Origin of the sequence: Pedobacter insulae, assembly GCF_900113525.1 — a bacterium.
GTDB classification, from domain to species: Bacteria; Bacteroidota; Bacteroidia; order Sphingobacteriales; family Sphingobacteriaceae; genus Pedobacter; species Pedobacter insulae.
Genome location: NZ_FOPP01000004.1, coordinates 450,959 through 474,048, shown reverse-complemented (window position 1 = coordinate 474,048; position 23,090 = coordinate 450,959). Strand labels below are relative to the sequence as shown.

The 23,090-nt window shown below is 38.0% G+C and carries 27 protein-coding genes; 5 read left to right on the top strand and 22 right to left on the bottom strand.

Annotation, left to right across the window (positions count from 1 at the left end; all coding sequences use genetic code 11):
- Positions 1–1,038: 1,038 nt before the first annotated feature.
- The 20 genes from BM207_RS09450 to BM207_RS09355 all read right to left on the bottom strand — a co-directional run bounded on the left by BM207_RS09450 (position 1,039) and on the right by BM207_RS09355 (position 17,021).
- A complete protein-coding gene (locus tag BM207_RS09450) occupies positions 1,039–2,520 on the bottom strand; it encodes a PAS domain-containing protein (protein WP_090993315.1) in 1,482 nt (493 codons plus the stop codon).
- Between the two features lie 101 nt (positions 2,521–2,621).
- Positions 2,622–3,326 (bottom strand): sensor histidine kinase, encoded by a 705-nt coding sequence (locus tag BM207_RS09445; protein ID WP_090993314.1) that lies wholly within the window; start codon positions 3,324–3,326, stop codon positions 2,622–2,624.
- Between the two features lie 94 nt (positions 3,327–3,420).
- On the bottom strand, positions 3,421–4,428 hold the full coding sequence (locus BM207_RS09440; RefSeq protein WP_090993313.1) for a bestrophin family protein: 1,008 nt from the start codon (positions 4,426–4,428) through the stop codon (positions 3,421–3,423).
- A gap of 16 nt (positions 4,429–4,444) precedes the next feature.
- Positions 4,445–6,022 (bottom strand): Na+/H+ antiporter, encoded by a 1,578-nt coding sequence (locus BM207_RS09435; protein WP_090993312.1) that lies wholly within the window; start codon positions 6,020–6,022, stop codon positions 4,445–4,447.
- Between the two features lie 58 nt (positions 6,023–6,080).
- Positions 6,081–6,743 carry an NAD-dependent epimerase/dehydratase family protein gene (locus BM207_RS09430; protein ID WP_090993311.1) on the bottom strand — a complete coding sequence of 221 codons (663 nt, stop codon included), beginning with the start codon at positions 6,741–6,743 and terminating at the stop codon, positions 6,081–6,083.
- Entirely contained in the window at positions 6,740–7,417 is a 678-nt protein-coding gene (locus tag BM207_RS09425; RefSeq protein WP_090993310.1) for a DUF2490 domain-containing protein, read from the bottom strand. Before BM207_RS09425 ends, BM207_RS09430 begins: the two co-directional genes overlap by 4 nt.
- Positions 7,414–8,313 (bottom strand): MBL fold metallo-hydrolase, encoded by a 900-nt coding sequence (locus BM207_RS09420; protein ID WP_090993309.1) that lies wholly within the window; start codon positions 8,311–8,313, stop codon positions 7,414–7,416. Before BM207_RS09420 ends, BM207_RS09425 begins: the two co-directional genes overlap by 4 nt.
- A 13-nt stretch (positions 8,314–8,326) precedes the next feature.
- The gene (locus tag BM207_RS09415; RefSeq protein ID WP_177217093.1) at positions 8,327–8,938 is read right to left on the bottom strand and encodes a flavodoxin family protein; all 612 of its coding nucleotides are present in this window, start codon (positions 8,936–8,938) and stop codon (positions 8,327–8,329) included.
- 39 nt (positions 8,939–8,977) lie between these two features.
- Positions 8,978–9,487, bottom strand: coding sequence for a dihydrofolate reductase family protein (locus tag BM207_RS09410; protein WP_090993307.1), 510 nt, complete (start codon positions 9,485–9,487; stop codon positions 8,978–8,980).
- Between the two features lie 10 nt (positions 9,488–9,497).
- Complete coding sequence (locus BM207_RS09405; protein ID WP_090993306.1) at positions 9,498–10,136, bottom strand: NAD(P)H-binding protein; 639 nt, start codon at positions 10,134–10,136, stop codon at positions 9,498–9,500.
- 10 nt (positions 10,137–10,146) lie between these two features.
- On the bottom strand, positions 10,147–10,563 hold the full coding sequence (locus BM207_RS09400; RefSeq protein ID WP_090993305.1) for a cupin domain-containing protein: 417 nt from the start codon (positions 10,561–10,563) through the stop codon (positions 10,147–10,149).
- 52 nt (positions 10,564–10,615) lie between these two features.
- Entirely contained in the window at positions 10,616–11,542 is a 927-nt protein-coding gene (locus BM207_RS09395; RefSeq protein WP_090993304.1) for an alpha/beta hydrolase, read from the bottom strand.
- Between the two features lie 78 nt (positions 11,543–11,620).
- Positions 11,621–12,541, bottom strand: a complete 921-nt coding sequence (locus BM207_RS09390) for an alpha/beta hydrolase (RefSeq protein WP_090993303.1) — start codon at positions 12,539–12,541, stop codon at positions 11,621–11,623.
- Positions 12,542–12,718: 177 nt separating this feature from the next.
- Positions 12,719–13,207, bottom strand: coding sequence for a cyclophilin-like fold protein (locus BM207_RS09385; protein WP_090993353.1), 489 nt, complete (start codon positions 13,205–13,207; stop codon positions 12,719–12,721).
- A gap of 10 nt (positions 13,208–13,217) precedes the next feature.
- The gene (locus tag BM207_RS09380) at positions 13,218–13,478 is read right to left on the bottom strand and encodes a hypothetical protein (protein ID WP_143095942.1); all 261 of its coding nucleotides are present in this window, start codon (positions 13,476–13,478) and stop codon (positions 13,218–13,220) included.
- A gap of 11 nt (positions 13,479–13,489) precedes the next feature.
- Positions 13,490–14,050, bottom strand: a complete 561-nt coding sequence (locus BM207_RS09375; protein ID WP_090993302.1) for a sugar O-acetyltransferase — start codon at positions 14,048–14,050, stop codon at positions 13,490–13,492.
- 106 nt (positions 14,051–14,156) lie between these two features.
- Complete coding sequence (locus tag BM207_RS09370; protein WP_245768067.1) at positions 14,157–14,669, bottom strand: GNAT family N-acetyltransferase; 513 nt, start codon at positions 14,667–14,669, stop codon at positions 14,157–14,159.
- 10 nt (positions 14,670–14,679) lie between these two features.
- Positions 14,680–15,510 carry a helix-turn-helix domain-containing protein gene (locus BM207_RS09365; protein ID WP_090993300.1) on the bottom strand — a complete coding sequence of 277 codons (831 nt, stop codon included), beginning with the start codon at positions 15,508–15,510 and terminating at the stop codon, positions 14,680–14,682.
- Between the two features lie 117 nt (positions 15,511–15,627).
- The gene (locus BM207_RS09360) at positions 15,628–16,110 is read right to left on the bottom strand and encodes a flavodoxin (RefSeq protein ID WP_177217091.1); all 483 of its coding nucleotides are present in this window, start codon (positions 16,108–16,110) and stop codon (positions 15,628–15,630) included.
- A gap of 62 nt (positions 16,111–16,172) precedes the next feature.
- On the bottom strand, positions 16,173–17,021 hold the full coding sequence (locus BM207_RS09355) for an AraC family transcriptional regulator (protein ID WP_090993298.1): 849 nt from the start codon (positions 17,019–17,021) through the stop codon (positions 16,173–16,175).
- A gap of 193 nt (positions 17,022–17,214) precedes the next feature.
- On the opposite strand from BM207_RS09355, the gene BM207_RS09350 reads away from it, so the two are divergent.
- From BM207_RS09350 to BM207_RS19105, 4 genes are all read left to right on the top strand, one after another.
- Positions 17,215–17,733 carry a HEAT repeat domain-containing protein gene (locus BM207_RS09350; protein ID WP_090993297.1) on the top strand — a complete coding sequence of 173 codons (519 nt, stop codon included), beginning with the start codon at positions 17,215–17,217 and terminating at the stop codon, positions 17,731–17,733.
- Positions 17,734–17,802: 69 nt separating this feature from the next.
- Positions 17,803–18,282, top strand: a complete 480-nt coding sequence (locus tag BM207_RS09345) for an META domain-containing protein (RefSeq protein ID WP_090993296.1) — start codon at positions 17,803–17,805, stop codon at positions 18,280–18,282.
- A 16-nt stretch (positions 18,283–18,298) separates the two neighbouring features.
- Positions 18,299–18,730 (top strand): GNAT family N-acetyltransferase, encoded by a 432-nt coding sequence (locus BM207_RS09340; RefSeq protein WP_090993295.1) that lies wholly within the window; start codon positions 18,299–18,301, stop codon positions 18,728–18,730.
- Between the two features lie 380 nt (positions 18,731–19,110).
- Positions 19,111–19,287, top strand: a complete 177-nt coding sequence (locus BM207_RS19105) for a hypothetical protein (protein ID WP_177217090.1) — start codon at positions 19,111–19,113, stop codon at positions 19,285–19,287.
- Positions 19,288–19,468: 181 nt separating this feature from the next.
- On the opposite strand, the gene BM207_RS09330 is transcribed toward BM207_RS19105, so the two are convergent.
- Entirely contained in the window at positions 19,469–20,086 is a 618-nt protein-coding gene (locus tag BM207_RS09330; RefSeq protein ID WP_090993294.1) for a response regulator, read from the bottom strand.
- On the bottom strand, positions 20,083–21,933 hold the full coding sequence (locus BM207_RS09325) for an ATP-binding protein (RefSeq protein WP_090993293.1): 1,851 nt from the start codon (positions 21,931–21,933) through the stop codon (positions 20,083–20,085). The genes BM207_RS09330 and BM207_RS09325 overlap by 4 nt, the downstream gene beginning before the upstream one ends.
- Positions 21,934–22,117: 184 nt before the next feature.
- Here BM207_RS09325 and BM207_RS09320 point away from each other — a divergent pair, with 184 nt between their 5' ends.
- Positions 22,118–23,089, top strand: a complete 972-nt coding sequence (locus BM207_RS09320) for a hypothetical protein (protein ID WP_143095941.1) — start codon at positions 22,118–22,120, stop codon at positions 23,087–23,089.
- Position 23,090 lies beyond the last annotated feature (1 nt).

Here is a 23,090-nt window from a genome sequence, read left to right as displayed (position 1 = left end):
TGGGGGTTATCCTAAAAGTGGCCACCTCTTTTTATCCAAAGTGGCCACATATTACGCTCCAAAGTGGTCATCTCATTTCGGTCAAAAGTGACCACTTGGCTTATTTTAAGGGGTTTTAAGCGTTATAAAGAGTGTTTTGAACTCCATGTATCGAGTTGAGGTCTAAAGTTGAAATCAAGTGCGTTAAATTGACTTAATTGGGCAAGCTTTATTCTTCTTGGATGTGTTGAATCTGGGACTTAGGTTCTGCAACCTTGGAGGTGATCTTATGCCCTTTTGCGAAGCAAAAGCATAGCGAGAGTATTGGATGTGGTATATGTTTTGGAAATCTATGGAAGATTTTTTGGTATGTGAGCATCAATCTGGATGCATCTAACGCAACTGCTCAAAGGGTATTCAAAAAGCTATGGTTTCTTTTGGGGTGGCCAGTTTGGAACGGAATATGGTGGCCACTTTTACCGAAATACACACGTAATGTTCTAATACTTTATTTTTTGATTAACTTCAAAATCCACATTAAAGTCCAAGCTATTATAACTTAAAGAGCTATATTATCCAGTTAAAAGGATATGCATAGTAAATTCTTAAGAATATATTAATTGAAATTAGAGCGTATGGGGCTTATTTAGTTCTTACTAAGATAGACAGTATTATCACATTATCAATACGGGAAACCTTAAATTTTGCTTCTAAAATTATTTTACTTTTAAAGAAATGATGTTGGTTTATTTTCTTATCTTTAAACTATAGCATTTGCAGCTAAAACGTATATAAAAAAGGTGAGTGATTCGGTGAGTTCTAAATCCAAAACCTCCCAGATAATGAATAAACGCAGGAAATTCGACTAGGTTCGAATCCCAGCGGGATCACCAAAGGCGCAAGAAATTGCGCCTTTTCTGTTTAAAATATATTTTAAACCGCAATTCTGAAAAAATAATAGGTCATTTCAATCCATCTTAAACCATACAAACCCATATTTTATATTTACTTATAATTTGTTAAAATTATCGAGTATTACAATTGGTTAGTTTAATCCAATCAAGTTGCCTGTTTTGCTTTCTCATTAATACTTTTTATCTGTTCATCCAATTCAGATGCAGCAGCAGCCAAGTATTTGAGTAATTCTATTTTTTCAGGATTGCTTTCTGGAATAAGCTTAAGCAGGTCTACCAAAGCCATAATTTTAGTGAGTGGAGAACGGATTGCATGTGATTGCATCCAGGCAATCTCAAATAATTGCCTATTTTGTTGTTCAATTGCCTGCATTTGAATAACTTTTTCAGTAATATCCAAACAAGCACCAATCATTTCAAGCGGTGCGCCTTGGGCATCCATTTTTAGTTTAGCCCAAGACCGTAGATAGCGCAGTTCTCCATTTGGACGAACAATCCTTTCTTCAAATTCAATTTCTTCCTGATTCAATAAAACCCGTTCCATAACCTTCTTCACGCGAACCAGATCATCGGGATGGAGCATTGTAAGATATCCAGTAGAACTCACCTTAAACTCCTTTTTATCCAGACCATAGATAAGATACATTGCGGGTGACCAATTAACAATATCTTGTTTTATATCCCAGCGCCAATTTCCAAAGTGGGCCAATTCCTGGCTTTGTGACATAAGTAAGTTGGCTTCATTTATCACCTCAGTCTTTTGACGGTTTTCTATAATGATCCGTAAAAGTGCAGTTGCCTTTTGCATAACCTGCAGTTCATTTTCGGAAGGTATCCGCGGATTTTGGTAATACATTGCCAGTGTAGCGATTACTTCGCCTTCAGTATTGATAATAGGATTTGACCAACAGGCACCAAGTTGATAATCCAAAGCTAAAGACCTGTATTTAAACCACCTTTTATCAGTAGCAATATCGCTTACAATAACCTGTTGTCCGGTTGCTGCAGCAGTTCCACAAGACCCTTCATTTTCTCCGATCTGTAAGCCTATAACTTTTGAAATATAAGCTGCCGGTAAAGATGGGGACAAGCCACTGGCCACCCGACCATTTTTGATCTGATGGTTGGAGCATTGCATTTGAGGGAACAAAGCTTCCAATCCTTTTAGGTAATTGAGCAATACATCCTCCAGAGGTAAACGAAAATCAGAACTTAATCTTAGTATGTTATATTCCAATCGTTCCAGTGCTCTTAATCTTTCTGTGGTAGTATTATCAATTATGATACCCCTAAAAATATGATCACCATTATCTAGCCGGAGTGATGAAACATTATCCTTAACCCAAATTATCTCGCCATCAGCCCGGATCATACGGTATTCAAAAGTGCAGCCTTTAATTTTCCGGTTTCTTAAATCATAATATTTAGTTACCACTTCAAAGTCTTCTGGATGTATACGCGTTTCCCAGAATCCGGGTTGATTAAGCCATTCTGTTTTTGAAAAGCCCGTAATCTGTTCCACATGATCACTAATGAAGGAAAATCGCTGCATATCAATGTCAGCTTCCCATACTACCCCTTCAATTGATTGTAAAAGGGCATATAAGTGTTCCGATTTAATATCCATAGCTATAAAATTATTTCCAAAATGTTCGTTACAGATCCTTTTTCTTCTTGTAAAATGCTTCGCTCATCAAGGGAGAATAAATCCAATTTCCCAAATACCAGTTATCGGATGCTGTGCGAAGGGATGGTTACGATAAATTCGCTGCCTTGGCCAGCAATCGAATTCAGTTCAATATTACCATCTAATTTATCCACTAATTGTTTTACAATGGCCAGACCAAGTCCGTTTGAAGTTTCGCCTCCAGTTGGATTTGCACTCAGCTTTTTAAATCTGTGATATAAATATGTTTTGTCATGCTCCGTAAATCCCGGCCCCTGATCCTTAATCGAAATTTTAATCCCTTCAATTGATTGGATTACCTGTATTCCGATTGTTGAATCTGCTGGTGAGAACTTAATGGCATTACAGGTTAGATTATCAAAAATCGTAGCAAGATATCCTTTATCTGTGCATATACTTTTTGCTTCGATATTAATGGTAAATCCTATATTTTTAACTAGAGCTATTGGGTTAAATTGCAATATCCTATCTCCAACAAAATTATCCAGTTCTACTAATTCGGTTTTGATCGATGAATTAATTTCATGGGAATTTAAATCGAGCAGATTGGTTGTCATTTCAAGTCCCGATTGCGCTGAAGCTTTGATCAGCTCTATGTATGTAACCTGCTCAGGCGTTAGGGTCCTACTTTTTTCTAAAAGAGTAGCCAAGCCTTTAATATGATTAAAGGGGGTTTTAAGATGATGGATAACATCCACAAAGTAATCCATTTTCTCATTCTGCTCATTTAGATTTTTAGCGTCCATCTGTTTTTAATTCTTTATAAATATGGTTCATTCATAAGATGATCAGTTATATATCCAGGTATTCGGTACCACCGATTATTGGATAGCTATTCCATTACATCAAAATATTGTTCTTCGCCACAATCGGCTCAGGCAGTTCTTTTTCATCCAGCATATCCCGCATATCTATTTCGAGCATGCGGCTTATCTGGGTAACAGGAATATCGTTGGCACTACCTTCAAATGGATTTACAGAGCTTTCACCAATTGTATCCAGGATATGGAATGCCCAAGCCACCATTGCTGATAAAGGGATATTGAACCAAATGGTATATCCTTCCAGAAAAGTTCCATTGCCCAATGCGCTGTATTCTTTTAGCAGACCGAAAGGCAGCAGAAAAATGAACACGAACAGCAAGTAAGTGGTTACCGAAGCAAAATTGCGGGGATAAGGAAAGTTCTTTATCCGTTCTGCTTTGCCCTGGTCGTCTATCAGACGTGTGATACCATTCTGTAATTCCATCCATTGAATGTCATTGATTACCCCATCTTTCTTCAACCTCGCAAGGCTTTCGGACTGTAATGCGATAAGCTGGGTCGCTCTGTTCTTTTTGGAAAGGATATAGGCAAATTCATCTTCAGATAAATATTTTTTGAGTTCCTCGTCCAGTTTTGTTCCCCATTCGGGAATATTGTATGTGCCTTGCAAGAAATCCTGATTTTCTCTTCTGTTGGTGTTTTCCCAAGAACGAGGTTCCCGCAATTGAAAACGTAAAGCAGTGAGCCAGGCAAAATGCCTATAGAACATTTCCTGAACCGTTTTGTTATCCTTACCGCCCAAAGCATCCCGCAGCGTAAATGCAAAACTTCGACTGTCATTGATTACAGCACCATAGATCTGCCTTGCTTCCCACAATCTGCCATAACTGGCATTGTTCTTAAACCCGACAATAAAGGCCAAAGCCGTACCCAATACTGCTACCGGTTGCCAGGGAAGGGAAAGGAAATGCCAACCCATTGCATAAAGAATGGTTGGCACGGCAGCTATGAGCAATAACCAAATCGTATCCCTGAATGTCCATTTGGCAAATTCCCAAGGGGTGTATCTTTTTCCTGTGTGCATATTCTAAATTAATTTGTTAAGTGTATTTCAGTTTTTCTTCTTCCAGATCTATTGCGTATAGATGCTTTCTGACAATTTCTTCATCCAGTTTTTCATCTGTTCTGTTTTCATTCATTAGCCAGACCCTTTGCTCTTCTAAAATTTTAAGATATACCTTTTTAGCTTCAGCAGACATTTCTGTTTCCTGCTGCCTGTTGTTCCGGTGTTCCAAAAGAGTGGCTATTGGTTGTAAGTGTTTGTTGCTGTCAAGCTGTTGGCTGTAATTAGTTTGGAAATATTGCAATGTATGTTCAGCCAATCCCATTTTAAGTAGCTCTTCCGCTTCTTCTTCTTTGTAGTGGTCGCCAAAATCGGGAATATTTACCTTTTTGATCAGCCACGGAAGGGTCAAACCCTGTAAAACCAATGTGGTCAATATCACTACGAACGTGATAAAGAGAATAAGGTTCCTAAACGGAAAAGGAGCGCCATTGCTCATTTCAATGGGTATTGATAAGGCGGCAGCAAGTGAAACCACGCCCCGCATACCCGACCATCCTAAAATTAGCGGAGCTTTTAATCCCGGGTTTTTATCTGCTACAGGAATAAAATTGCCGACTATTTTTGTAACGATTACTGCACCGAACGAAGCTAAAAACCTACCGAGTATCAATACAGCAGTTACCATCAGGCCATAGCCTACAGCTACAGAAAATCCAATGCCTTCCTGTTCCAGTCCTTCACTGATTTCGGGCAAATCCAGGCCAATCAATAAAAATACCAGTCCGTTCAACAGAAAAATAAGGCTTTTCCAAACGTTGTATCCTTGCAAACGCGAGGTACTGCTTAGAAAATCATTTCTTTTTGCGGACATCAACAAACCGCCACTTACTACCGCCAGCACGCCCGAACTATGTACCTCTTCAGCGGCTATATACATCACATAGGGAGCCACAAGCGTAAGCACGATATCAATGTTGGCATCGGTAGGCAATATCTTGTGGGCTTTCATCATCAGCCATCCAACCAACAGACCGATAGCGACACCACCAATGATCATCCAACTGAAACTTAATGTGGCTTGCTGCCAAACAAACTGCCCTGTGCCAACGGCAATCATCGCAAAACGGAATATGATAAGCGAGGAAGCGTCATTCAGCAAGCTTTCACCCTCCAGAACGGATGACATCCGCTTTGGAAGCTTCACAAATTTCAGAATGGCATTTGCACTTACCGCATCAGGTGGAGACACAATACCGCCTAGCAAAAAACCTAAAGCCAGTGAAAATCCAGGAATAATAGAGTTGGTGACAAACGCGACCGACATGGCGGTAAGAAAAACCACCACAAAGGCAAAACTGCCAACAATCCGTCTCCACCGCCAGAGCTCTTTCCACGATATAACAAATGCCGCTTCATATAAAAGCGGCGGTAGGAAAATGATGAAGATAAGTTCAGGCTCGATGTGTACCGTCGGCATCCCCGGTATCAGGCTTATCAGCAGTCCGGCAATGACCAACAGCACTGGGTAAGCAACTTTTATCCTGTCTGCCAACATAATGAGCAGCACGATCAGGACAATCAGTACAAGAAAAAAAGTAAAATATTCAATCATAATTTTAATGTTGACATTAGTGCCTTAAATTAAATCTGCCCGTATCTCGTTCAGATTGTCATTTTGATAAATCTGCAATATCTTTCACCTCTATAATATTCTTTTCATAACCATTCACGGTAACATTAATCATCGCTTTGCCCACTTCTTCTAATGTAAGGAAATAGGTTTTGTTGAACAATCTAAAAATGGGAAACATCACATTGATGACCCTGTAAAATCCTTTGACATTCTTAGCCCCTTTTGTGGGTTTCATAAAAGCAGGGCGAAAATTATACACAGCCTTGAAGGGAAGTGTCATCAAATGGTTTTCGGTCATACCTTTAATACGTGCCCACATCTGTTTTCCGTTTTCGGTACTGTCTGTTCCGGCACCGGATACATAACAAAATACCATTTGAGGTGATATTTCAGATAATACGGATGCAAAATCCATTGTGGTCAGATAGGTAAGATTACGGTATGTATCTTCATCCATCCCAACGGAAGAAACTCCGGCACAAAAATAGCAGGCATCATAGCCGCTTATTATTTCAGCTATCAGCGTAATATCATTGAAATTGCTATGCAATATTTCTTCGATTTTAGGATTTGTATATCCGCTCACCCTACGGTTAATCAATAGGATTTTTTCTACCATTGGATTGGCAATACATTCCTGTAAAACACCTTCGCCTACCATTCCGGTTGCTCCGGTTATAATTACTTTTAGTTTCTTCATTTATTCTTTTTGTTAAATAAGCCATAGTTCTCCAAAGGAACCGTAATAATTAAAAATGCCAGCTGACGGTTTCCCAAAACCTTATCGGTTTGGTACATATACATTACCTGCGTTGTGAGCCATTTAGTTAGCTTTATATCTCCACTCACTATAATTCGGTTTCGGCTCAGACTTCCATTATCAAGATTTAAAAAGAACTCATTATAGAGTGATGCGGATGCCTGTTTTTTGGCAACTTGAAACCGATGTGTTACTCCCAATCGGTTTCGGTAAAAAGAAAGATCACCAGCATCCTTTCTGAACCTGTGGAAATACATATTCCTGTCTGTAATTGCCCATTTATCCCATAAAGGAATGGTAACGGTTCCCGATGCCAGAATTTGATTTTCGATCAGGTGGCTTCCATTGTCAGTTTTGGTGTCCAAAAAAGTATATCCAGGTGTAAAGGACAGGTATTTATTAACCTTTAATGTTGGCCATACCACAAATGCCGTGGTATTGTCCGTAGGACTGTAAGCACCATACAAAGCCAGTTTGTGGTTTTTTGGAATGTCCGTACTTACTCCGGTGAGTATGAACGAAGTCTTGCCATCTACATCCTGCGCATTGGATTTAGATATGCCGATCAAAATACACGCCCATAACAGAAGGGTGTTCCCAAGCTGTTTTATCATTTAATTTCCTTACTTACTACATTGAAAACAAATTTGCCGTTTGCATCTTTGGTTATTTTTCCAAAAGAAGGCGATGTGTAATGCGTACAGGTAAAAAGGGTCGATGTGCCATTTAGCTCTGTCAATACTTTTCTTCTGGTTTCAGAAGATTGTTTTTGGTCGTAGTCCATTGTTTGTGCCCAATCGGGATTAGCTAACTGGCATTGATGGTGTGACATATCTCCACCCAGGATAAACTTTTCCTTACCCGCATCAACCAATAAGCTAACATGTGACTTGGTATGTCCCGGTGTAGAAATGACCTGAAAGCCATCTCCTAGATCTGTATTTACATCTATAAAGTTTACAAGACCTGCTTCTACGATAGGGTCAACACTTTCTTTGAATGATGTATCTTCAATAGGCTTCATCGGATCATTGTCGCTTTCGTTTTTCCAATAATCGTATTCGCCTTTCGCAAAATGATATTTGGCATTGGGGAAAGTAGGTAACCATTTCCCACCCTGTTTGTAGGTGTTCCATCCAACGTGGTCAAAATGCAGGTGCGAACAGAAAACGTCCGTAACCTGTGTTCTATCTATTCCTGCGGTTTCCAATGCTTCCAGATATTCCAGCTTCATATTGGTAAAGTCTTCTGCTCCTTCAACAATCTTGTCATTGCCGATACAGGTATCCAATACCAACAACCGATTATTTAATTTGACAATGAAAGATTGCGAAACTGCATTCATCGAATAATCTTCGTTGATGTGCGGTGCTTTCAACCATTCAATCTCTTTTATTTTCTCTTGCGTAGCATCAGGCAATAAAGACGGTAATGTAAAACCAATTTCACATTCCACGATCTGAAATACTTCTGCATTCCCGATTTTTGATTTAATAATTTGTAAAGGCATACTGTTTATATTTTTAATTGGTTAATAACTTTTCTGTTTCTTTCAGGAAACTATCTACATCCATCTGCTGTGTCATTCTGCCACGAACGATGTAAATGTGTTTTTCAAAAGTCCCTCCATTTTGTTCTATAATTGATTTGAAATCATCAATATATTTTTGCTCAAATTTGCTGTTCATTGAATTGAACAACACCACCTTTTTGCCCATAAAATCGTTACGCCTTGCAAACTCAAAAACCTGCGGAGCAGGGCTGTACAACCATATCGGTGAACCGATGTAAATGGTGTCGTATTCTGACAGGTCAATTTTTGCCGGACTGATTTCGGCCTCGGCCTTTCTTGCATCCATCAGGGCTTCTATCCAACCCTTAACACCAATGTTGTTTCTTTTGGACTGGATCGGAATGAGGTGTGCCTGTTTGAGTGCGGTTATCTTTCTTGCCATCAGTTCCGTATTGCCCGACCTTGAAAAAAAGACAACCAAGGTCCTGCTCGAAACATTATCTGTAAGCAAGCCCTTCATTACCTTTTGGTTACGCCGATATTGGTAACTATCAATACTGACAATAGTAATGGCAAAACCGGCTATTGTTACTATACATAATCCCAGTACAATCCAAAGCATCTTTTTTTTATTTATTTTACGTTTTACCATTACCTGTTATTATCCTCTTACATAATGAACCTGCAATACTTCTGCTGTCAGCATTGTTTGCTCTTTCAGGATAAAATGAGTACTTAAATTTTCAGAATGTCCCAATACACCACCATCGCCAATGATTATCGGGATGTAGTTAAGGAATAGATCCGTTACCAATTCCTGTTCTAAAAAGAGGTTGTAAACGGCTGTGCCGCCGCCGACAAGAATTTCCTTAAAACCTTTACTTTCCAAATGGTTGATGGCTTCTTCTGCTGCACTTACCACTTTAAAATCTTTAATAGCAGCTCCCGACTGCGAAACCACTATTACCTCGGCCTGTGGAAACACTCTTTTTGTGTTGCCCGGTATTCTTTCCAGAACGTCATACGTTTTCCTGCCGATAATGATATTCCCTATCCGATTGGCGTATTGAATAAAGAAAAACAATGCTTCACGGGGTTCGTGATAGTTGGGGTTATCGGTCAACAGTACCTTTCCATTTGCCGATACATTGGCAATCAGTGTTACTTTCATTTATTTGTCTTTAATAGAACGCTGGTTTATCACCATAAACACCCGGTTTATTGACCCCTACGCTTGCTTTTACATCTTTGTGCGGATTTTCGATAAGGTCGGCTATGTATGCCGCTACCGCTTTTCTTGCCACTTCTGTTCCTTTAAACGGTTCTCCTTTTTGTGTAGTTTCATAATCCGTTTCATCATTGTTTGATAGCCAAGATGGACGAACAACTGTATAGTCCAGATCTGATTTTTCAATTGCATCTGCCGCTTTACGGTAAGGAATTAAATCAGAACCGATCATCATTTCGTTCCATTCGCCAAACTTGCCTGCTACTTCTTTATAAATGCCCAAAGAGGTTACGAAAATCAAACGCTTGACATGATTAGCCTGCATTACAGCTACAATTTCTTTTGCCATTTTATCTATTGCACCCGAAAGGTTGGCATAAACAATATCCTGACCTTTTACGGCTTCGTTCAAATCGCCTGCGTTTAGCACATCTCCTTCAATGATTTTTGCGGATGATTTAAACTGTTTTATGTGATTAATATCTCTTGCGAAGAGCGTTAATTCAATATTTTCTTCCGTTTTGAGAAATGCTATAACGTGCTGCGCAATTGCACCATTTGCACCCAATACCAATACTTTTGTTGTTTTCATTTTTATTTTATTAACCTCTGTTATATTCTTCTTCTGTATCTGGCTCCATCCAGTTTACCAATCCTTTTTCGGCGTTGATACCTATGGCAGTATGTATCATGGCCCCATCAGGTGATGCTCCATGCCAGTGCTTTACACCGGACTTAACATTGATAAAGCCTCCAGCCGGTATTTTCTGTATAGGTTTTCCTTCTTCCTGGTAGTAGCAAACACCTTCTCTTATTAATAGGATCTGATTGCTACCGTGGGTATGCCAATTGTTGCGTGTTCCGGCTTCAAAAATGACTTCGCCGACGTAGGCATTCGTCTTTTCATCGGGATTTACATAGGTTTTTAACCACGCCTTGCCTGTGAAGAGGTCTCTTCGTGCATCACAGTACCCCATCTTCAGTATTTCTTCTTTGCTGTACATCTTTTGAAATAGCATACACCGTCCATTGACATATTATATGACAATAGACAGTGTAGATTTTATATGATTAAAGGTTCTCTTTAAAGAAAGGAATAGCTTTTTCCAATGCCTGTTTCACAGGCTCTGGCTGGTCATACAGTTCATAATGAGAGAAACCTTTCACCACCAAAAGCTCTTTTTTAGCGGAAGCAGCACGACGAACAATTTCATATCCATCCCTGAATGCCCCGAAACCTCCAGGTTTGTCTCCTATTACCACAAGGATAGGCTGTGTCAGTAACGTTTCAGACAGGTAGAACGCATCCCAGCCCATTCCAACAGCCATACGGGAATATACGGCACTGGTCGCTCCACCTTTGGTCTGACCACGAGAAGTTTTGTAATAATCAGTGGCTTCCAGTACATCTATATCTTCGATACCAGCGGCTTTTCCTGCTTCTACGCTTTCAGGCAACATATTGATGGTCAATACATCTCCGCCTTTTGCTTCCGCAGAACGTTGGGCTGCTACATTGTTCAATACTTCCATCGGGCTGCCACCTGCAAAACCATCACGAAGCAAACGACCGAAGTTAACCCCTGTAATAGATACAACCGCTTTGATACGGCGTTCGGTCATGGCAATGTTCAGTGAATAAGCACCACCGCCACATACACCCAGAATACCGATTTTATCGGCATCTACATAAGGAAGTGTTTCGAGATAGTCAATGGCATAACGCACATCATCTGTTCGTTGATATGGGTTTTCAATGTATCTCGGCGTTCCACCACTTTCTCCCTGGAAAGAAGCATCAAAAGCCAATACCACAAAGCCTGCTTCTGCCAATGCCTTACCATAAACATTACCTGCTGTCTGTTCTTTACAGCTTCCGATGGGGTGCATGGTTACAACAGTTGCATATTTTTTGCTTTCATTAAAATTGGCTGGAAAGTGCAAAATTCCTGCATTATCCCAGGCTACATTTTTAAATTTTATTGCTTGTGTACTCATTGTTCTATTTTTTTAAGATTAAAAAAGCCGAGGGTGTTTTCCAACCTCTCCCGGCTTTTTTGAAAAAATTGTGTTTAATTAGGCCAGGTTTTTCCTGAAGAAGGGAGCCAATTGTCCAATGGCTTCATTCACTTCTTTTTCACCATCATACAAAACCATGTGATTAGCGCCCTCTACTACATATTTTGTTTTGTCAGTCGAAGCTGCACGGCTGATCAAATCTTCACTCATCCAGGCACTACCAGCGTTGCTGCCAACTACTGTTAATAAAGGCTGTGTGAAGAAAGCTTCTGCTTTATTGTACGCATCGTAAGTGATGATCTGCGTAAGGCTTCTCAAAGTTGTCCATCCCGGAGCTGTTGGATATTGGCAACGGTTGGTGTGGTAGTATTCCCACGCCTCTCTCAATTCTTCGTTCGGGGCATCTTCCTCTTTCATAGGAGCAAGCGGCATTGTTTGGCTTTCGCCTTTTGCTTCTGCTGTTCTTGCATTAGCACCTGCCAACAAGTAAGGCATAGCATCTGCATCTTTAACGGTGTTTTCCCAACCGTTACGGAACATCTGACCGATGTTTACCGCACTTACCGTTCCTACGGCTTTAATTCTATGATCATTAATGGCTGCATTCGCAGTATAACCTGCACCTGCACAAATTCCCATAGCACCAATATTTTCCTGATCAACATAAGGTAATGTTGTTAGGTAATCGATTATTGCACTCACATCTTCTGTACGGATGTACGGGTTTTCCAACTGACGTGGTTCCCCGGTACTTTCGCCTTGGTACGAAGCATCATAGGCAATGGCTACAAAACCTTGCTTTGCCAGCTTCTTAGCGTACAATCCTGATGCCTGCTCTTTAACACCACCACCAGGATGTGATACAACTACTGTTGGGTATTTCTGGTCTTCATTAAATCCTTCAGGAAAATTGATAACGGCTGACATTGTGATGTTTCCGTTGTTGCTGTTTTTGAAACTGATTTTTTGCTGTGACATAATATTTGCTTTTTATGTTATTACTCATTTTTGATAACACAAAATTAGTATGATCAGCAGGCGACAAACGAAAACATATCACTCAAAGACTGAAACATTTTACTGATTTTTGCTTTTTACAAAAAAAGCAACCTTATAGGTTGCTGATGTATATAACACAAGTGATTTACTAATATTTTAAATCCTGTCACTTATTTTTTCAAAAGCAACAGTTACATTCCCCGTACCTAATGCCGATGCCAATCCCGTTACATCGTCAATCGAACCTAATTTTGTATAGCTATAAGAAGTAGAAAAGGTTTTGTAGAAGAGCACCAATGTTTTTGAACCATACAACATTAAATCTCCGTTTTTTATTGTTCCGGGATTGGACGAATTGGTCGGAAGGCTGTTCGGTAAATCATAATATTTTTCGTTGCCGTTCAGTTCTGTCATATCAATTTTCATAGGCAACATTTCCTTAAATGTCTTTGACGAGTTATTATCCAAAAGTGTAGCTGTAAAGGTCTGTGAACCCACTTTTATCTTGATTTTACCGTTAGTCATAGGGATAGTATTTTCAGGAGTATTATTTATGCTACTATCATCATCATTCTTATCGCAGGACGAAGCACTGCAAACAATCATTATCATAAAAGCCACAACCATTAAAAAGGAATGTTTCATAACTGCCATTTTACTTTAAATTGTCTTTAAAGAATGTTGCCAACTTATTGAAAGGAATAACATCAATTTTGTCATACAAATCAACGTGAACGGCATAGCGATTTTTAAAGGTCACTTTTTTGCGGGTTACTTTATCGCTCAACTCAAATGTATAGTGTTCTATTTTTGCTGTATCGCTCATTTTCTCTGAATTTTTATTGTTTGTGTTTTGCGTGCAGGATTGTCCTAAAAATAGCAGGCTTAATACTGCTAAAACTGATAATATTTTCATATCTCTCTATTTTAAATTGACTTAATGATTTTTGCAGGAATACCGCCTACAATCGTGTTATCGGGAATGTCTTTTGAAACGACCGCACCTGCCGCGACTATGGCATTTTCGCCTATAGTTACTCCTGGAAGAATGGTTGCATTAGCTCCAATCCAAGCGTTCTTTTTAATGTGGATGTGACCGACCATTAAGGCTTGCCTGTTTTCGGGATCTAAAGGGTGTCCCTCTGATAACAAGCTAACTTTTGGTGCTATAAGCACACCATCTTCTATAGTAATTCCTCCCAAATCTAAGAAAGTGCAATCGAAATTGATAAATACGTTTTTACCGATTTTAGTATGCTTTCCGTAGTTGATGTACAAAGGCGTGAAAATAGCAAGGCTTTCGTCTATTTCTGCACCTGTGATTTGGCTCAATAATTTCCTTATATCGGCAGGGTCTGTTGCGTTGTTCATCTGTACCAATAATTCTTTCGTCTTATAAGACGCCTCGCGCATTTTATAGGCTTCGGGGTCGGTTGGTAAAATGGTTTCGCCTCTTCTCAACCGTTCAAAAATATCTATTGTTTGCATTATACTACTTTTTACAATACAAAGTTAAAGACAAAGCCTTACAATAGTTTTGTTGTAAGGCTCAATTTACTTTTCTGAAAAGCTCAATTTTAAATTACTATATCTTTTATTTCAATTTTAATTTCATCATTATATCCGTTTGTTCATCATCGCCTAATTTGAAAATATGCTTATCAAATTCAACAAACCCATTTTTTTTGTAAAAGCTGATTGCCCTTAGATTTTCTTCCCAAACGCCTAACCAAACATAGTTGCAGCTTTTCTGTTTGGCTATTTCTATAGCTTTTTCATAAAGTATTTGTCCGACTTTTTTGCCGTGAAATTCTTTTAAAACATAAATTCGTTCAATTTCAAGTGCTCTGTCGTCTTGCAGTTCTGTTTGCGATTTTCCGAAATTGACTTTCAGATAACCAACCGTATCGTTTTCCGATAAGGCAAAATAAAACGCTGAATCTTCATTATTTAGTTCACCAGATAATTTTTCAGTAGAAAATCCCTCTTCTAAATATGTCCTCATATTCTCTTCGGTATTGCTCGAAGAAAATGTTTCTGAGAATGACTGCCTGCCTATTTGTTGCAGTTGTAAAATGTCATTTAATGTTACTTTTCTGATGTTCATAATATCCATTTTAAAATACTTCCGTCGGTGGTATACCGTATTGCTTTTTAAATGCAGTAGAAAAGTGAGAAAGGTTTTTAAATCCAACTTCCGTACAAACATCCTGAACTTTTTTGTTTTCCTCTTTTAATTTTATGTAAGCCATTTCCAAACGCTTATTGATTAACCACTTTTGCGGCGTAAGGCTGCTTATCTTTTTAAAATCCCTTTTGAATGTTGCCAAACTCCGTCCTGTAAATGATGCGATTTGCTCCATTGAAAGGTCGTCCATATAATTATCATTAAGGAAATCCAAAAGGTCGATTTTCCACGGTTCGGCAAAGTCGAACAGTATCGGGTAAAGCATTTCGTTATTGTTCAGCAAGGCATAAATCCCCTCTAATAATTTCAGATGAATAACGCCCTCTGTTGGTTTTAAGTTGCTGTCAAAATACGGAGTGAGCGACTGAAACAAACTTTCTATATCAGGTGTTTTGTTGAGTCTGAAAACGCTTTTGTCGGAAATTTTTATGTCTTTCGGAATTTCCGATTTGTTCATTTTACTGTAAAAATCACGAAGCACATTACGCTGAAACACCAATGAAATACCTTTGTACAGTTCCTTGCCCTTGCTGTTCTTGTACATTGTCAATCTGTGGTCACGTCTGATAAAGGCACATTCGCCTGCTTTTATGGTTATCCGTTTATTTCTGTCCTCGATTACCTGTTCGCCCGAATACAGATATAACAAAACGTGTTCTGGTTTTGAGTGGACACAATGCGTACCACTTTCGGAAAAACACGAAAGGAATATATCTGAATAGCTTAACGTTTCGAAATTGTCTGCTTCCTGTACATTCATAATCTGATGGTATATTAACGTACAAATTTAGAAAATTTGCGCCTGTTTCACTTTGCTGAAAGGCTCATTTATTTTATTGGAAGGTTCATCGATTTATAGATCTCGTGATAGACAAAATTATTCAAACATTTGATTTATCCATCTCTCCACTTCTTTCTTCGCATCTTTGACATTGCTGTCCTTGATCGAAAAAGCATCTGCTACCTTTGCTTTGGGAGCGAACTCCTTAATTTCGCTAACACTTTTCCCTGTACCGTAACCTGCGTGGCTATTGAACGGCAGTATCGTCTTTCCACTGAAATCATTGTCCCGTAAGAATGTCCTTACCACTGGCGGAAGCCGCATGTCCCAAACAGGATAACCAAAGAATATCGTATCGTAATCCTGAATGTTCACATCTACTTTTTTAAATGATGGTAATATTTTCCCTTTGTTCTGTCTTGACATTTCGTCAATGGTTTGCTGATAACCTGATGGATAAGGTATTTCCGGTTCGATAAGGACGATACCTGTATTGATTTTCCCCTGTACCCACTCCGCTATCTGTTTGGTATTGCCAGAATGGGAAAAGTAAATGATAAGCGTTTTATTGTTGTTCATGGTCTGGGCGTTGGTACTGAATAGTTGAAATATAAAAAGGCAAACTAAACTAAGGGACTTCATCATTGGTTCCTGAAGTCTTTGGGCGATATTCCTGTTTGCTGACGGAAAAACCTTGCAAAATAGGTAGGATAACCAAAACCCAGACTGTAGCCAATCTCACTTACGGATAGCGAGGTTTGTCGCAGCTTATTTTTTGCCAGCTGTATAATTCCCAGATGTATATGGTCTATGGGAGGAGTACCTGTAAAATGTTTGATCAGATCACCGAAATAATTGGTAGAGAGGTTTGCCTTTTCAGCAAAAAAGGTTACCGACGGAAGCTCTGACAATCCTTCCGGATTATTGAGATAGGTGTCCAACTGTTGATAAAATTTGGCAACGACTTTATTGTAAACCTTACTGCGGGCTTCAAATTGGCGTTCGTAGTAGATCTGTGTATAAGAAAGAATAAGCGAAGCATAGGAAAGTAGCACTTCTTTTGAAAAGTTTTCTTTCTGATACTCCTTGTAGGATTTTGAAAAAAGATCATATAGGGTATCTTTTTCTTCCGGTGTTAAAAATAAAGCTTCGTGTCGATCATAATTGGCAAAGGAAATATCTTTGACCGCTTTGTCCAATAACTTTTTATTGATAAATATCGCATAACCGGAAAAAGGATTTTTCAAATCCCACTCGATTACGTTTCCCGGTTTATCAAGGTATAGGTAACTGTCCGACATACTATCAATGGGTGACTGTACTTCAATTTTATCTTTTAGTGCCAATAAATAAAAGTCAATTTCTATAGGGAGTGACTTCAATAAAATATCAGGATGTTCATCGTAATAAACAACCTGTATCATATCACTGTTATTGCCCTTTACGTTGATATATTTCAGAAGAGACGGTATGTTGTATATTTTACTCATTTAATAAATGCTATCTATCTTTTACAAGATACAAAATTAGAATATACCTGATTTAACTCCCGAAACATTTAACGGTAATACTGAAACATTTTACTGATTGGGGCTAATGCAAAATGGGGACTATAGCAGTTTTTAAAATCCATATTAGGGTGCTTAAAATCTTTTTGTAATTTTATCCATAATAATTTGTAGTATGACATTAGACGCAATATTTCAGGATAAAACAATAAAAGCAAAAGGCAAAGTTGCTGCTATTGGAGAATGCCTATTAAATAGCGAACTCCCTGTCGACGAGTTACTGGCTTATACCGAAAAACAAAAAGCAACTGACAAAGCTACCTGCATAGAAGCCGTAGAATATGCAACCAAAAAAAATCCAACACTTGCGGATGACAATTTGCTTAACTATGTAACGAAAGCACTAAAAGATGAAGAGCCAAGAGTGAAATGGGAAAGTGCTAAAGTAATAGGAAATGTTGCCAAACTTTTTCCCACACAATTAGAAAAGGCTATTGATAATCTTTTGCCGAACGCAGAAAATACAGGGACGGTTGTTCGCTGGGCAACAGCTTACGCATTGGCAGAAATACTAAAACTAAAGACCGATAGCAATGAAAAATTGCTACCTAAAATAGAAAGCCTTTGCGAAAAGGAAGAGGATAACGGCGTGAAGAAAAAGTATCTTGACGCTTTAAAAAAGGTAAAAAAATAAAGAGCAACCAAAAAGGCATAAGGTTTTCAAATATCAATGTTCTAAAAATAACTTTTAAATAGATACCAAATGAGAAAAATCCTTTTTATCGTTACGTTGGCTGTATTTACAGCAGCTTGTAATACCAACAAAAGCAAAACTTCTTCTGACGCATCGGCAACAGATACGGTTGAACAAAAAACAGAGACTACACCGGAAGTAGCAGATCTTTACGGAAAAGAGTGGAAATTGATCGAACTCAACGGAAAACCAGTAGTACTGGACAGCACTTTTTCCAAAAAACCACTCCTTATTTTTGACAAGGAAAACCGTGTTTCCGGAAATATGGGATGTAACAGTTTTGGTGGCAATGTGGAGCTAAAGGGTACCGATGGCATAACGTTTTCGCATATTACAGCTACGCAGATGGCTTGCCCTAACCTGAAGGTGGAACAAGGTTTTCTTGATGTGATGAACAACGCAAAAAGTTTTACCACAGAAAGTAATACACTCTCGCTTAAAAATGAAAAGGGAGAAATCACGGCAAAGCTTACAACTGCCGAAAAATAGTAACATTATAACTTATATGAATATACGAGAAGCTAAAAGCAGCGATATACCACAGATACAGGTAGTAAGAAATGCGGTGAGAGAAAATATGCTATCTGATCCAAACTTGGTTACAGATGCCGATTGTGAAGAGTTTATTAATCAGCGTGGTAAAGGATGGGTTTATGAAATAGATAATAAGATTGTCGGTTTTTCGATAGTTGATCTAAAAGAAAACAACATCTGGGCTCTTTTTGTAGACCCAAACTATGACAAACGAGGTATAGGACGACAGTTGCATGATGTAATGTTGAACTGGTATTTTGAACAGACCAATCAAACCGTTTGGTTGGGTACTGCCCCAGGAACAAGAGCAGAAGAGTTTTACAGAAAAACTGGTTGGACTGAAGTTGGAACACATGGTAAAGAAGTTAAATTTGAAATGTCTCCTTTAAACTGGAAGGGATAGATAGCTATTCTTAAGAAACTTATTAAATTAAAAATCAGCTTCCCTCCTATGAAGCAGATTTTTTAGTATAATTTGCTACAGGCAACCATTATCAAATCGCTTTTAAAGTTATAAAGTCCAAACCATGAATGTGTCACATGAGTTAACAGACGAAAAAGTAATAATCTGCTCGTTACAAAGAAAGTGAAGTATCTGTTAACCAAACAGGAATGACAGGAGGTTATCACAATCTGTGATAACCCCAACAAACAGCCGAATATAGCCCAGCAACCCCATTTGCATTTACGGAGCAGGGTGTAGCAATGTTATCGAGTGTATTAAATAGCGAAAGAGCTATTCATGTGAACAATCAGATCATACGCATCTTTACCAAATTAAGAATGATGCTTACAGACCATACTGAAATCCGTCTAGAGATTGAAAAGATAAAGAAAAAGAGCGATAATCAGAATAAGAACATGGAGATTGTATTTAAGTATCTTGACGAACTACTGGAAAAACAAGAACGTCCCAATCCTCCAAGAAAACGAATAGGATATAAACCCGATGATCTTTAAAAAGAACAGATCAAATCTTAAGGTGCCGATCTAGCGCCTTAAGATCTGTTTATTTAAGCAGGAACAAATTATATTTTAATTGGCTCAAAAGACAAAATGAATTGCACAATTAAAAAAAGTATACACACTAAACAAGTAATGGCTAACCCAACAACTGTATGAGGTTTAGCCAAAATAGCAGCTATAGATTATTACTAACTGAAAATGCAATCAGATCCTTAATAGAGTTTAGCTCTAGTTTTTTCAATATGTTTTTTCTGTGTGTGTCAACCGTAAATACACTTATATTCAAAAGGCAGGAAATCTCTTTGGCACTTTTACCTTGTTTTATTAAGGCTATAATTTCTCTTTCCCGAGGGGTTATCAGTTTTTCAAGGGGAGTTTCCTTTACATTTTTGCTACCTAGATCCAAAAAAACATTTTCTCCGGCCAGTATCTTACAAATTGTAGCCTTTACTACCTGAGCATTGGTACTTTTAGGGATATAACCATTAGCATTACATTTTTTAATTTCAACAGCAAGGCTATCAGGGTCGAACATGGAAATCAGAATAATCTTAACGTCAGGATAAAGTTCTTTTACAAGAAAGCAAATATCAATCCCATTTTCGTCTCTTAATTTTATGTCCAATAGGATCAAATCGATGTGATATTGTGAAAACATCCCGGCAACACCGTTATAGGAATTAACGATCTTCAGCAAGTGCAGATGTGGGATGTCATGCAGTATAAGGCTAAGTCCTTCTGCAAAAAGCAAATGGTCGTCGACTATAATGGTATTTATAACGGCATTATTCATTTTTTTAATGGAATATCAATAATATAAGTTGTGTTACCCTTGTTTGATGAAATGTGCAGTTTTCCCTTCATTAGGGCCACTCTTTCTTTGACGTTCTTTATCCCCATTCCTTTTACATCTTGCACTTTTTCAGCAGAAAAACCAGTTCCGTTGTCTTCTGCAATCAATTGGGCAGTAGTAGGGTCTATCAAAAATTGTATGGTCGCATCTGTTGCCTGAGCATGTTTGAGGGTATTGTTACAAATTTCACTTACTATTTTGTAAATATTCTCCTTGTGAATATCTGACAATAAGGCTTCGTCTCCTGAGAAAATACAACTAAATTTCACTCTTTTATAACTGTTGTGAAGCATTACGAGTTTTTCAATACTTGCCCTAAGCGAAGCATCGGTAGTTTTATGGGAAAGCTTGTTGTAAAAAACCCGAATATCATTGCTGGCAATGGTTACGGTTTCAATTAGCCGCTTATCTTCAGGGTAGGAATTGGTAGCCAATAATTTTATGGTATTGATGGTAGCTCCGAGGTCATCGTGCAAATCCCTTGCTATCTGTTTTCTTTCATCACTCAGAATAGAGAGTTCCATCTGATTAAATTTAATTTCGAGTTTATGCCTGTACTCAAGGTCTTTTTTATATCTCCAACCAATTAAAAACACTATAAATATAAATTCGCCACTTACAAACCAGAAGAAGTAATTAGGGTATGTAATTTCATAGAAGGAAAAAATTCCCGAATAGTTCAGGTTGTATGTCGCAGGATTAACAATGATGATGAGCAGTAAAAAAGGGATACCAAAATAAAGTTTCTTATACTCAATTGAAAGAATGATTATTTTTAATGCCGTTACAACGATACTGATAAAAATACATGCCAATATGCCATACCATCCAAAAAGGAATAAGGTCTGACCCGAATGCAGACTATTGGTGAAAAGCATATATCCTACAAGGGCTATACTTCCTAGAGCTAGGCACGTTGTATTGAGTATGTTTAAAGTATGAAGTGGTTTAGTATTTTTCACTTTTCCAAAGATAAAATCTACCATATAAAAATTGAGGCACGTAGCAATTAAAGAAAGTGGTAAAGGGTGTGTGTGATTAAGTAGGGAGAAAAGAGATTTATTCTTTATGATGGGGATCATCAGTTCATTATAAAGTGTAAGTGCCGAAACCGTGAGCATATAAACAAAAAACAGCATAAATGTTCGTTCCCTTGTTACCAAACCCATAATGAGGCTTACTGCCCCGGTTAATAGAAATATACCGATAAAACTCCCGATAGTCCAATAAAATCCATTCTCCCATAACAGATGGTATGTGGGTGTGGTAAGACTAATGAATGAATTCTGGGTGTGGCGTGAGTTGATTATCTTTATCAGATAATTTCGTTCCTCGCCCGTCCCTAAGGAAAGTGGATGTGTCAATGCCCTGTGTTTTGCCTTACGTTCCTTTAGCACCTTATTACGCAGCAAGGTATCGATTGCTCTCCACTTAGATCGTTGTTGTTCATAGACAATTATCGAATCAGCATGAGAGTAAAAAGTCCACCAATAAAAGTGATGATTATCCGAAATATTCTTTACACTGATATTAAACCAAATAGGTTCAGGAAAAAGCCCCAGATTTCTTCCTATTTTTGGATCAAAAGTTTTAAAGCTCCCCTGTTCTAGCTGATAAACTGCTTCATTTAAGCTTTTTTTACTTACTGAAACTTCTTTCCAATAGCGCATGTAAGGATAGAGGTCATCATCATTCTCTCCCTTTAGTTCATAGGTTTTACTTTGGGCGAAGCCAAAAAACATTCCCATAAAATGCATAGTGATACATAACCCTATCCGAACAAACATACCGACGTTTATTTTACAAATTAAAGGTATTTTATCAAAATATAAAATACAAAGTACTTGGTATTGTGGAAGTAAAAGGGGCAATTTAATTTTATCCCATCCCGCTTTTGATCAATTAAATATGAATAAGCAACCAAGAAAAAGAGCATTTAAATTACCGATTTTCACTACCATTTCAAGATATGTGAAGAAAAACCAACTACCTTTTATGGGGAAAAGTATTGCCTGTGTTTTGCTGTTGTTTTTTGGGAAAGCTAATACTGTTTTGGGTGGCAATCTGCTATACGCACAAGAAGTTTACGAAAAAACATTCTTAGGTGAAATCAATCGACTATTAGGGCAAATCAATACAATAGATTCAATTCGTTGTACAGAACATGGCATTGAAAGCAAAAATGTACTATTGCCTTGGTACGAATTTAAAAGACCTTTTATCACTATTGATAAGCAGGTAATCCAACTCGAAGGGTGGAACAAAGAAATCCATATTCCTTTTGCTAAAAAAAGATTAAAGCCAGCAAAACAATTAGTCGAAAGACTTCAAAAATACAGCTTTAAACCATTAGCAGAATTCCGAAAAGATAATTTTTATTTTACATTGGGGAAAAGCGACACCGTTTATCTTGCAGTAGCCAGCTATTACTCTATAAGACCGATCAGTATTGAAGATTATAAAGATTTTTGTGAAGTAAATGACAAATTACTGCCTTATTTCCCTAAAGTGGCTGAACTGAGTTTTACTATGAATAATTTAAGCTCAGCAGCATTAGAAGAATATTGTGGCTATTTGTCAAAATCGTGGGATGTACCCATAAGTTTCTTTGAAATTGGCACGCATGGTTTTTACAGGATTGTGATTGTAGAAAAAGACTGGAACCGCAAAGAATTTTTGGACAAGATAAATGGCTATATGAAAAATGCTTACAGAGAAAGACCGCCTATTCGTTTTGCTTATGACCAAATACTGTCAGACAGATACAAATCACTATCGTGGGTTGATGTAGATAATATGATAGTGGATAGAAACAAGAAAGAAGTAACCATAAAAACACATTCAGGCAGAGAGCTTATGTTTACTTATAAAGAAGACCAGTATAGCGATATAGCAAGTTTACACGTTAATTTTCTGGCGTTTTTTAAAGAAATGTTGAATTAAA